This is a genomic window from Methanocrinis sp. (assembly GCF_049974945.1).
Classification (GTDB): Archaea; Halobacteriota; Methanosarcinia; order Methanotrichales; family Methanotrichaceae; genus Methanocrinis.
Genome location: NZ_JBNGCU010000012.1, coordinates 16,998 through 27,622 on the forward strand (window position 1 = coordinate 16,998; position 10,625 = coordinate 27,622).

At 61.2% G+C, this 10,625-nt stretch carries 11 protein-coding genes and 1 tRNA gene; 6 read left to right on the forward strand and 6 right to left on the reverse strand.

The genetic code is table 11. The annotated features are described in order from the left end of the window. Positions 1 to 14 precede the first annotated feature (14 nt). A tRNA-Glu gene (locus ACP5EL_RS02310) sits at positions 15 to 89 on the forward strand. Here the strand turns inward: ACP5EL_RS02310 and ACP5EL_RS02315 are convergent. Further along, positions 71 to 1,336 carry a pyridoxal phosphate-dependent aminotransferase gene (locus ACP5EL_RS02315; RefSeq protein ID WP_428400840.1) on the reverse strand — a complete coding sequence of 422 codons (1,266 nt, stop codon included), beginning with the start codon at positions 1,334 to 1,336 and terminating at the stop codon, positions 71 to 73. The two genes, ACP5EL_RS02310 and ACP5EL_RS02315, sit on opposite strands and share 19 nt — an antisense overlap. Before the next feature lie 252 nt (positions 1,337 to 1,588). On the opposite strand from ACP5EL_RS02315, the gene ACP5EL_RS02320 reads away from it, so the two are divergent. Together ACP5EL_RS02320 and ACP5EL_RS02325 are read left to right on the forward strand one after the other, a co-directional pair. Next, complete coding sequence (locus ACP5EL_RS02320; RefSeq protein WP_428400827.1) at positions 1,589 to 2,221, forward strand: hypothetical protein; 633 nt, start codon at positions 1,589 to 1,591, stop codon at positions 2,219 to 2,221. 74 nt (positions 2,222 to 2,295) lie between these two features. Continuing rightward, the gene (locus ACP5EL_RS02325) at positions 2,296 to 2,631 is read left to right on the forward strand and encodes a hypothetical protein (protein ID WP_428400828.1); all 336 of its coding nucleotides are present in this window, start codon (positions 2,296 to 2,298) and stop codon (positions 2,629 to 2,631) included. A 59-nt stretch (positions 2,632 to 2,690) separates the two neighbouring features. Here ACP5EL_RS02325 and ACP5EL_RS02330 read toward each other — a convergent pair whose 3' ends face one another. The 3 genes from ACP5EL_RS02330 to ACP5EL_RS02340 form a co-directional block, all read right to left on the reverse strand. Further along, entirely contained in the window at positions 2,691 to 3,887 is a 1,197-nt protein-coding gene (locus tag ACP5EL_RS02330; RefSeq protein WP_428400829.1) for a M24 family metallopeptidase, read from the reverse strand. A 102-nt stretch (positions 3,888 to 3,989) separates the two neighbouring features. Next, positions 3,990 to 4,643 (reverse strand): HD domain-containing protein, encoded by a 654-nt coding sequence (locus ACP5EL_RS02335; RefSeq protein ID WP_428400830.1) that lies wholly within the window; start codon positions 4,641 to 4,643, stop codon positions 3,990 to 3,992. Continuing rightward, complete coding sequence (locus tag ACP5EL_RS02340) at positions 4,630 to 5,862, reverse strand: cation diffusion facilitator family transporter (protein ID WP_428400831.1); 1,233 nt, start codon at positions 5,860 to 5,862, stop codon at positions 4,630 to 4,632. The genes ACP5EL_RS02335 and ACP5EL_RS02340 overlap by 14 nt, the downstream gene beginning before the upstream one ends. A 378-nt stretch (positions 5,863 to 6,240) precedes the next feature. Here ACP5EL_RS02340 and ACP5EL_RS02345 point away from each other — a divergent pair, with 378 nt between their 5' ends. The 3 genes from ACP5EL_RS02345 (at position 6,241) to ACP5EL_RS02355 (ending at position 7,580) form a co-directional block, all read left to right on the forward strand. Continuing rightward, on the forward strand, positions 6,241 to 6,432 hold the full coding sequence (locus ACP5EL_RS02345; RefSeq protein WP_428400832.1) for a hypothetical protein: 192 nt from the start codon (positions 6,241 to 6,243) through the stop codon (positions 6,430 to 6,432). Between the two features lie 267 nt (positions 6,433 to 6,699). Then, positions 6,700 to 7,212, forward strand: coding sequence for a nitroreductase family protein (locus ACP5EL_RS02350; RefSeq protein WP_428400833.1), 513 nt, complete (start codon positions 6,700 to 6,702; stop codon positions 7,210 to 7,212). Between the two features lie 74 nt (positions 7,213 to 7,286). Further along, on the forward strand, positions 7,287 to 7,580 hold the full coding sequence (locus ACP5EL_RS02355) for a hypothetical protein (protein ID WP_428400834.1): 294 nt from the start codon (positions 7,287 to 7,289) through the stop codon (positions 7,578 to 7,580). 103 nt (positions 7,581 to 7,683) lie between these two features. On the opposite strand, the gene ACP5EL_RS02360 is transcribed toward ACP5EL_RS02355, so the two are convergent. After that, positions 7,684 to 8,826 carry a hypothetical protein gene (locus ACP5EL_RS02360; protein WP_428400835.1) on the reverse strand — a complete coding sequence of 381 codons (1,143 nt, stop codon included), beginning with the start codon at positions 8,824 to 8,826 and terminating at the stop codon, positions 7,684 to 7,686. A 122-nt stretch (positions 8,827 to 8,948) separates the two neighbouring features. Next, positions 8,949 to 10,625: cation-translocating P-type ATPase (locus ACP5EL_RS02365; RefSeq protein ID WP_428400836.1), on the reverse strand; the 1,677-nt coding region annotated here is incomplete at its 5' end.

Here is a 10,625-nt window from a genome sequence, read left to right on the forward strand (position 1 = left end):
TCGCTGATATTCGCGCTCCGGTAGTGTAGCTCGGCCAATCATGCGGGACTCTCACTCCCGCGACTGGGGTTCAAATCCCCACCGGAGCATTCACTTCTTCTACGTCTCGGCTCCCTTCAGAGATCCAGCTTTTGATCTCCCGGGCTGCGCCGATCGTATCACCGCAGATCTGGGGGATGAAATCCTGGGGAAGCTTCTGGTGCAGCGGTATCGTCTCGCTCGCGGCGAGGGCCTTTGCGCCGTCGAAGTTGACGTAGGCGACCCGGGCAGTGAGCTCGCTTGCGGGCCTGCCGAAGGACGATCCCGGAAGGATGGCCACCCCCCTCTCGGAGAGGAGCCTCTCGCAGAGGGTGACTCCGTCAGCGATCCCCCTTCTCGATAGGGAGTCGGCCAGGGGCGAGAAGTCGAGGAAGAGGTAGAAGCCGCCCTCGGGAGCGTGGACCCTGACCCCAGCCTCGCTGAGGATACCCGCGAACTCGCCGCCCAGAGCCGAGAGGAGCCTTCTTGCGTGCCAGAGATACCTCTCCATGGCGATCCCGCCCCGGAAGGCGTGGACCGCCGCAAACTGGATGGGGGCGGAGACGGCGGTGTAGGTCTCGCTGGCGACGGTGGCCATCGCCTCCAGGAGCCAGTCCAGGTCCGGCGGGAAGGTGAAGGTGCCCAGCCTCCAGCCTCCGGCGCCGCACCACTTGGAGAGGCCCGAGCTTATGATCGTCCCCTCGGGGTAGAACCGGGCCACCGAGACGTGCTCGCCCCGGTGGTGGAGCTGGCCGTAGATCTCGTCGGAGAGGAGGATCACCTCGTACTCCCTCGCCACATCGGCTATCTCCTCCAGCTCGGTCGGGGTGTAGGTGAGGCCGTCGGGGTTTCCGGGGTAGTTGAGGATCAGGATCCGGGGACGGTAGACGTCCTGCTCGCTCTCCAGGAACCGGGCCAGCCTCTCGGCGGTTATGTGCCACTTATCGTTGAAGGTGGTGTGCAGGAGCCGGACCTTCTTCCCCAGGATCTGGGCCTGGGGGACGTAGGAGACCCAGGCGGGGGTGGGGACGATGATCTCGCCGTAATAGACGAGCTGGAGGATGAACATCAGCTCCTTCGATCCGGGGCCGACGATGACGTTATCGGCGCTCGCACTCAGGTTGTCCTTTTGTCGGTGGAAGTCGGCCACCGCCTCCTTCAGGGCGGGTAGCCCCCTCACCGGGAGGTAGTCCTTCTCCGAGGCGTAGAGCCGCAGGGCGTTGACCACCGGGGTCGGGACGGGGAAGGGCGACTGGCCGAGCCCCAGGTTGTAGATGCACTCTCCCTGGCTCTTGAGAATCTTGCACCTCTCGTTGATGGCGAGGGTCGCCGAGGGCTCGACTCCTCAGACGTTTATGTTGAGGCTGACGTGTTTACGAAGGGCCATCTCTCTCGACTCCATCTTCAAAGCTCTAGGGGCTCGATCAGTCCGATAGTATCATCTTCATCGACCGAATCGGTCAGAACGGCCGGATCGCCCAGTAGGATAGAAGTTCTGTCGAGCCTCTGATATAACATTTATTAGAGATGCGGACAAATCCGGGTCCCTGCAAATGGAAGTGAGGTTTGGATGATGAGATTGTTGGTGGATTTGAGGTCGGGGTTGAAGCGGCGTTTGATGATCTTGATGGCGGTCTCGACGCTGGTTCTTCTCGCGGCGGTGGCCCTGGCCGCGGAGGAGACGGTCACGCTGGACGAGTACGAGGTCTCCTTCGACCTCGGGAACTACACCGGCTACGAGATCGATTTCGAGGAGGTGCCCTACGCCACCGTCGACGGCAAAGAGCACCCCTCTCACGTATGCTGGATCGGAGAAGGCCGTACGATGATGATCGCCATCACCGACTACGGGGTCCCCATGGAGGCGACGAGCTCTCTCACCCGTAGAGCGGTGGTCTCCTACCTCAACGACGCCGGGTGCGCCAACATCCAGACCCACGAGGTGTACATCGACGCAAAGCCCGCCATCCTGGGGCTCGGCGGGCGGCAGAGCGGCAGAACCCTGGTCTGCGCCATATTCTGGCCCGACATCCGCGAGGTCAACGGGACGCTTTACGGCCAGGTCGACTGCACCATAGCCTCGGAGGCCTCGGTGGAGCTGACGGAGATGCTGATCAACTCGGTTCAGGTCAAGCTTCCCGGAGAGGTGGATGAGGTGCCGATCATGGAAGCGAGGTCGGAGTGGGACAGGATCGAGTTGTGAGGTGAGCCAGGTGAGACCGGAAAATCTCGATCTTTTGGGGAGGGAGTGATCGGCTATGATGCGAGTGATAGGCTATGATATCTGAAGATTGCGATCTCGACAGGTTCATCGACGCGATAGAGGATCTGACCTACCACGAGGTCCTGACCCTCACCCTGAAGGAGGGCTACGCGGTCGACGATCTCCTCGTCCACAAGAAGAGCGAGGACGCCTCCGAAGAGGAGCTGGAGAGGATCTCGGAGTACAACAGGGCCCTGCGAGACTTCATCTTCCTCCTCCAGACCGGCCAGAGGCCGGACCTTCCATCCGAGAGGGAGCGGGAGAACTACAGCAAGTTCCGCCGGGTCGCAGGAAGCCTGGTGGAGAGGGGGGAGCTATTGCCCGCGATACTGGACTACTTCGACGATTGAACCCCTATCCGGCCCGCCTCTTTTGCTGCTTCTTTTTGTTTTTAATTTTGATTATCCCTTCACACCCGCCATATCTCCTGGGAAAGCCCGGTAAGCCTCTCGGGACCCTCGTCGGTGGTGAGGAGGGTGTCCTCGATCCCCACGACGCCGACGCCCGGATAGATCATCTTCGGCTCGATGGCGACGGTCATGTTGGGCAGGATCTCGTGGTCGACGGGCCCCAGGACCGGGATCTCGTCGATCTCAAGGCCCACGCCGTGACCGACGAAGCCGCACTTCGCCCCCACCGGGCCGCCGAGGTGGTCTTTGTACCCCAGCTCCTCGCCTCTCGCCTCGGAGATCTCATAGACCCTTCGGCCGGAGCTGCCGGGCCGGAGGGCCTCCGCCGCGGCCCTCTCCACCTCCAGGGCCGCCATGTGGGCGTCCTCCAGCTCCTCTGGAAGGGGGCCGATGGAGAAGATCCTGGTCTCGTCGGCGGTATAGCCGTTGTAGACTCCGCCGTAGTCTACGAGGATCGGCTCTCCCCGCCTGATCTTCCGAAAGCCCGGACCCTGGGGCTGGAGGAGGGAGGGTCCGACGCCTCCGGTGGGAGAGGCGACGCAGCTCGGGTATGCGGCGTTCGGCCCTGCCATCAGATGGCCCATGGGAAGCTCCTGGTTGAACCTGCGGAACCGAAGAGAGCCCTGGTGGCCCATCCTCCGCATCTCCGCCTCGACCTGGGCTGCAAGCTCGATCTCGGCCATCCCCTCTCTCAGATGCTCGGGGACCGAGCCGATCCCCGCGTCCAGCATCCGGGCCGCCTCCCTTATCAGCCGGATCTCAAACTCCGACTTCACCGACCTGACGTGCCTGATCCTCTCGGAGACGTCCACCAACACCGCGTCCCCCAGGGCCCGCTCCACCCGGGCGTAGTTGTTGAAAGGAAGGACGTCAAGCTCCAGGCCGATTCTAGCCCCCTCGGGGACTCCGAGGTCCGCCTTCAGGTTTCGCAGGCTTCTGAGGGGAGCGACCTCCAGGGGCGACTCCTCCCTCGCCCTCTCCAGGCTCTTTCTCACCATCACCACCGGCTCGGCCCCGGGGTCGGCGGGGACGTAGACCAGCCCCTCCTGGGCCGTCCCCGAGAAGTAGAGCATGTCCACGGACTGGAAGAGGATCGCTCCGGCGAGGTCCTCCATCCTGCTCTGAAGTCTCTTGGTCCTAGAATCGATCTCCGACTTGGGGTGCAAAATAAGCTCCATCTTCTCCCTCTCCTTCACCGCATGCCCGCCTTCCTCTCCCTCGTCCTCTTCCGCGCCGTCCGGCTCTCCCCTGCTCTCTCTCGTCTCCGTCTCGCCGCCATTCTGGTCGGAGCTCTCCCCCTATATCCCTTTCGAGATCTCATCTTCAAGGTCCATCAGATACCGTCTCAGAACAGCCCCCCTCCTTCTTGCGAGCCTCCGTCCCGCCTCGGTGTGCATACCGTCCTCGAGCTTGAGTAGCTTCCTGTAGAAGTGGTCCAGATTCCACCTGCCGTCGTCAGGCTCCCTCTTTCTGCAGAAGGGGTCCTCGGGGTTGTAGAGGGGCCTGCCGAGGGCGCCTCCGGTAAGAAATACTCTGGCTATCCCTATGGCTCCGATGGCGTCGAGCCTGTCGGCGTCCTGGAGGACCATCTCCTCCATGGTCTCGGGATTCATCCCCTTCGAGAAGCTGTGGGTCTCCACCGCTCGAAGAACCCTTCCTCTCACATCTTCTGGCATATCTCGCCTCTTCAGGAGATCCTCCAAGGCTGCAAGCTTCCCCGCCTCCGCATCGGCCCGCCTCTTCGGAAGCTTCGGCCCCGACCCGGCGTCGTGAAGGAGGGCCGCGAGGAGGGCAACCCGCAGATCCGCGCCCTCCTCCTCTCCGATCAACCTCGCGTTCCGGCAGACCCTCAGGGCGTGGGAGAAGTCGTGAGCGGGGTCATTTCCCTCGTAGAGCGGCATCACCTCTTCCAGGAGAGAGTTGTCGTCGAAGCCATCTTCAGGGAAGTTCATCGCCGAGAGGTCTTGCGGACCCGTTAAAATTATTTTCCGTCCGTCGATCCCCGCCCATCCCCTCCACCACGTTCTGCAGAGTCTCGGCATCGGTCTTGACCGTCTCGACCCCGGCCTCGGCCAGGGCGTATCCCGGCCCCTTCCCCTCCAGGCTCTCGCCCGCGACGACGACGTCGGGCTTTTTGGAGAGGAGGAAGCCCGAGACCTTCAGCCCTTTCCCCTTCTCCATATCCTTGTAGGGGTTGGCCAGGATCGTCTGCCCCTCAACCCGCCCCTCCTCGAGGTTGAAGTCGACGAGGGCGAAGTAGGGGGACTCGCCGAAGTGCGAGCTAACCTTTCCGTCGAGGTCTGCGAGGGCGACGACGTAACGAAGGTGGGTCTTGGGCCTCGGCTCAAAGTGGATCAAGACCCGGTCCACGTTGGGAACCGCCTCCCTTATGTCCCTCTCGATCCTCTGGCTCGCCTGATGGGCTCTGGTGAGGTCTGCTACCCTGAAGGCGACCTTAGCCTCGACGAAGAGATAGCGTCCGGAGTTTCTGCCCGTCAGCTCCTCCACCGCCGAGACCTCGGGGCGGGCCTCTATCACATCCTGGATCTTCTTCAGGGTGGAGGGATCGATGGAGGCGTCCAGGAGGACCTTCATCCCCGAGACGAGGATCTCCCAGCCCGCCTTGATGATTAAGACCGCGATTATCGCCGCCGCCACCCTGTCCAGGGGAAGGCCGAAGAACTGGCCCGCCACGGCGGCGAAGACGACCATCTCCGTCAGAACGTCGGCCCGGAACTGGCGACCGTCGGCCATGAGGCTGGGGGAGCTGTACCTCTCCCCCACCCTCATCTCGTAGGTCCCGAAGAGGAGGGGGACGGGAACGATTCCCGCCACCGCCACCAGAACCCAGCCGCTGTAGGGTACGGCCGACGACGCGCCGACCAGGGCCTCCCGCGCGATCTCGTAGGCGGTGAGGAAGAGGAGGAGCGAGATTATCACCGCCACCAGGTTCTCCACCTTGTAGAGGCCGTAGGGGAAGCTCTTGCTCTTCCTCCCGGAGATGAAGATCCCCAGGATCAGGGCCGTCGAGCCGAAGACGTCCACCAGGGAGTGGACGGCGTCAGCCTGGAGGGCGAGGCTTCCTGAGACGTAGGAGAGGGCGAGCTTGATCCCGACTAGGGATAAGTTCACCAGGAGGGAGAAGGCCGCCACTCTGGAGACGGGGTCCATCCCTTTCCCCTCTCCTTTTCCACCCGACAGGAGGTCGCGACCTGCACCAACGGGAGTCTCAACTGCCGATTTGGATCTCGTTTCGCTCTGATCCCTGCCGTCTTCGCTCTTTTCGGACATGCTCAAACTCCTTTAAAGAACAGATCGGCTCGAAGAGGTTCGACCAGGATGCTCAGAACTCTTGTCCTTCTTCCTCCGATGGTGTCACCAGCTTCTCAGCCCACCAGGTCCGTAATTCGGTCCGGTTTGGTACGAAGTAGAGGTATCGTCGTGACCCGAGGTAAATCTTTCGGAGTTGAGCCTTCGGCCTGATCAGAGATCGCCGAAGGGCCAGAACTCCAAAACCGATATAATGATTAAGATGACGAATATAGGATTATGTCAATGACATACATCAGAATCGTCTTTTCGGCCCTCCTGGCCGCCCCCCTCTCCGGCAATGCGGGGGCATCGGAGGCCCCGGCCGAGGCCGAGAGCCTCTATCTCGCGCCGATCGCAAACGATAGCCTCAGGAAGTGGAGCTGGCCTCCTTCCTCCACGAGGCGAAGGCCCGCCTTGAGACGAGCCTGATGAATGCGGTGGAGAGAGGGGTGGCGGCGGCGAGTCCTACTACCTTTATCCGAACCCCGCTGAAAACATGACCCCGGAGCTGAAGCTCAGCCGGGTGGCCAAGGTGGGCGAGACCTGGTTTTTGGGGGACGGGATATGGCAGCCGTAGCCCGAAACGGGGTCCTGCGGCCGGGACGATCCTGGCCACCCTCTTTCGACAGAGGTCGGGAGCGGATTTATTTATATTTCGTCGAGATGATTATTAGTTGAAGAAACCGGGGGAGATTCATGATAGACATACTAAGAAAGAGGAGAAGCGTCAGAAAGTACAAGGATGAAGATATCGAGCCCGAGATCGTTGAGCTGTTGAAGGAGGCAGCCCTCCGGTCGCCCACCTCGCGGAACTTTCGTCCCTGGAGGTTCGTCTTCGTAGAGGACCGATCGAAGCTTGAGGCCCTATCCAAGGCGAAGCCGAGCGGCTCGTCTTTTCTTGCGGGAGCGCGGTTGGGGGTCGTCGTCTGCACCGCCGAGGATGAGTCGGACGTCTGGATCGAGGACTGCTCCATAGCATCGATCATCCTCCAGCTGGCGGGCCAGAGCCGAGGGCTCGGCTCCTGCTGGATCCAGATAAGGCTCCGGATGCACGACGATTCGGTCACGTCAGAGGAGCACGTTCGGTCGGTCCTGGGCCTTCCCGAAAGTATCAGGGTCGAGTCGATGATCGCCTTCGGTTACCCCGACGAGGAGAAGGCGCCGGTTCCTGCCGAGGAGCTGGAGCACGAGAAGATCCTCTCAGATTGAGGATCATCAAAGTCCCACACCCTCTTCGATCTGCAACCGAAAGGAAGATACTCGCCCCCGCCCATTCGATCTTCATGAAGATCGGACGAAAGCCCAAGCCCGAGTCCCCCGAAGAGATGGCCCTCGTCCATCACGCCCTGGAAAATCCTATCAGAAGGAGGATGGTCATCCTGATGGTGGAGGGGCGCCTTTCGGTCCGGCAGATCGCAGAGCTGGTCGGCCCGAATATGCTCGACTACCACCTCCACCGGCTGGAGCTGGCGGGGCTGATCGAGGTCGATGAGGACGGCGCCATATCCCTCACCGAGTCGGGAGAGGCCTACGGCGCCCTGGTCAAGGACCAGGCCGAGAGGGGCAGCGCAGGATGAGGTTTGACCATATACTATTTTTCTCGTTTCAAAAAAAATGCGAGGACGGATGGCGGCCATCCGCCCCCCCTTCGAACCGGCCATTTCCTCAGAACCGGCCATTTCACATCAAAAACAAGCAAGCAGGGCTCGTGGGGTCCTCCTCGCAGGGGTCCACATATCTCTCCTCGGATCCTGGTACTCCTGCAGGCTCGACCAGCTGCAGGCATATGGCGTACCAGATATCGCCAGGACAGTTGTTACGGGCATATACGCTGGAATATTCTGGGCTCGGATCGCTATACGACGACAGATCCGCCGGGTCCTCTTCAAATCGCAAAGATCCACCTTGCGGGGGTTCGATCGATGCCCTGTACTTATGCCCACCCAAAAGCTGGTACGGTCCGAACGCGTTCCACGATTCGGGAGGGAGATCAAGACCATTCTTCCCCGCCGGACCCACCAGTACCAGGTAGCTGCCAGCAACAAAGGGACTATCTCTGAGAGGAAAAACGCCACTCTGCTGGCCGACGAAGGCCGACTGATCCGGGGTGAAGGACTCCCAGTCGCATCCCAGGGCCAGCGAGGATTCGACCAAGATGCTGTTGGACCTGGCGATATCGTTGTACCCCCCTCCTCCGGCCCAGTTTCTGAACATCCTGAACTCGCGGCTGCCATCCTCTACGGGAGCGGTGAAGGTCAAAGTTCCAGTCTCATTCCCGTTCAGGTAGTACCACTCTCCGTAATCCTCATTTGCCGCGCCCGCCTCGTACATGGCCATCCAGTCGCTATCAAACCCGGGGGCTCCTGAGTAGGTGACACCGATCAGCCCGCCCGGAGCCACAATCCGAGGGTACGCTGTTATCGTCACTGGGTTTACAGGCTCGATCTGGACCCCGACGACGTTGCTTGTCGCGATATCGTTATAGCCGCCGCCACCGGCCCAGTTCTCAAACATCCTGAACTCGTAGCTTCCCACCTCGTTGGGGGCGGTGAAGGTCAACGTCCCGCTCTCATTCCCGTTCAGGTAATACCACTCGCGGTAATTTTCGTTCGCCTCATCCACATTGAACATGGCCATCCAGTCGCTATCAAACCCCGGCGCCCCCGAGTAGGTGACGGTGATCTCGTCCCAGGGGTTTGCCACGCTCGGCGAGGCAGAAATTGTCTGTCCCATCGCCGGCGAAGATGTGACAATGAAGAGAATGGCTATCGTCGCCACCAGGGTACGGACGATCTCTGATCCTACATTTCCGTTCGATTTCAATCGAGTTCCCTCCACAAAACGGCCCGCCCGCGCCCGCCGTGAGGCGCTGGGCACATGACGTATTGCGCCACTTGGCTGAAATAGGTTGCTTGAACTTTTGCAAGAACATTCCGATGTATACCTTATAGCCCCCTCCTTCGCAGCCTCCACTTATAGGCCTCGTGACTTATAAAGAGGAGGACCGGGAAGGGGAGGAGCAGCCAGAGATACCCATAGGGGACGTGAGCTGTGTTGAAGACCAGCTGGACAGCCCCCACGTTCAGGAGGGCGTATATCCAGAAAAGCTCGAGGACGAGGGCGATGAGGAGGAGCCGATTCTTGAAGAGGCCCCGGCTGAAGGCCGAAAACTCCCAGGACCGCAGAGTCCAGACATTGAAGAGCTGGCAGCTCACGGCACCGAGGAGGGTCATCGTCATCGCCTGCTTGTGAAGGGCTGTGTTGGTGATCGAGAGGTCCCCATAATGCCAGCCGCTCAAGAACAAAAAGCCGAGAAAGGCGGTCATGGCCGCCGCCCCCTCGATCGCCCCCAAGAAGAAGTAGCCCCTCTTGAAGACCTCCCGGTCGAGGATCCGCTCGTTCTTTCCGACAGGCGGCCGCTCCATGATATCCTCCTCTGGGGCCTCACTCCCAAGGGCAAGGCCGGGGAGCATGTCGGACCCGAGGTCGATGGAGAGGATCTGGATGACCGAGAGGGGGAGGGGGATTCTGAGAAAGAACTGGAGGATGTATGGCACGATCTCCGGGACGTTCGACGAGAGTATGTAGGTGACGAACTTTTTGATGTTGAAGTAGACGGTTCTTCCCTCCTCGATGGCGGCAACGATCGAGGCGAAGTTGTCGTCGAGAAGGATCATGTCGGCCGCCTCCTTGGCCACCTCCGTCCCCTTCGTCCCCATCGATATCCCGATGTCGGCCTTCCGGAGAGCCGGCGCGTCGTTGACCCCGTCGCCGGTCATCGCCACCACCTCCCCGTTCTCCTGGAGGAGGGCGGCGATCCGCAGCTTCTGCTCAGACCTCATCCTCGCGAAGAGGACGTTCTTTTCGGCGAGTATCTTTGCCAGGTCCTCGTCGGGGATGTGCCGGAGCTCGTCGCCGGTGAGGGCGAGGTCCACCTCAAGCCCCACCTTCTCGGCGATCGCTCTTGCGGTCAGGGGGTTGTCGCCGGTGAGGATCATCACCCTTATCGAGGCCCGCTGGCATTTTTTTATCGCGTCGTATACCTCCTCCCGGGGAAGGTCCATGATCCCCAACAGGCCCAGAAATACGAGGTCTTTTTCGTCCTTCCCCTCTCCGTAGGCGACTCCGAGGAGCCGATAGGCCTTCCGCTCCAGGTCCTCGGCCTCGGTCTCGATCCGCTCCCGATCGGCCTCGCTGAGGGGCCGAACCCGGCCGTCTTCGTCAATGATCCGGTCTGAGAGCTTCATCAAAACCTCCGGCGCGCCCTTGGAGAAGATGGTCTTTGAACCGTCCCTCTCGTAGATCGTGGACATCATCTTCCGGTCGCTGGTGAAGGGGATCTCCTCGACCTTTCTGTACCCCTCCAGTCGGACCCGGGCCTTCCTGGCGGCGGCGACGACTGCAAGCTCCGTCGGATCGCCGAAAGCCCCGCCATCGTCGATCGTCGCCCTGGAGTTCAGAGCTCCGGCGGCGAGGAGGAACTTCAGCCGGTCGAGGGAGCCCGGTCTCTCTTCAGCGAAGCTGAACTTGCCATCCTCGTAGTACCCCTCGCCGCTGACCGATATATCCTCGCCGCCCGCGAGGCGGATCTCCTTTAAGGTCATCTCGTTTCGGGTGATCGT

Excerpts from the sequence above, each read along its gene's own strand:
- ACP5EL_RS02320 (WP_428400827.1), top strand. The coding sequence starts at position 1,589 with ATGATGAGATTGTTGGTGGATTTGAGGTCGGGGTTGAAGCGGCGTTTG.
- ACP5EL_RS02325 (WP_428400828.1), top strand. The coding sequence starts at position 2,296 with ATGATATCTGAAGATTGCGATCTCGACAGGTTCATCGACGCGATAGAG.
- ACP5EL_RS02335 (WP_428400830.1), bottom strand. The coding sequence starts at position 4,643 with ATGAACTTCCCTGAAGATGGCTTCGACGACAACTCTCTCCTGGAAGAG.
- ACP5EL_RS02340 (WP_428400831.1), bottom strand. The coding sequence starts at position 5,862 with ATGGACCCCGTCTCCAGAGTGGCGGCCTTCTCCCTCCTGGTGAACTTA.
- ACP5EL_RS02345 (WP_428400832.1), top strand. The coding sequence starts at position 6,241 with ATGTCAATGACATACATCAGAATCGTCTTTTCGGCCCTCCTGGCCGCC.
- ACP5EL_RS02350 (WP_428400833.1), top strand. The coding sequence starts at position 6,700 with ATGATAGACATACTAAGAAAGAGGAGAAGCGTCAGAAAGTACAAGGAT.
- ACP5EL_RS02355 (WP_428400834.1), top strand. The coding sequence starts at position 7,287 with ATGAAGATCGGACGAAAGCCCAAGCCCGAGTCCCCCGAAGAGATGGCC.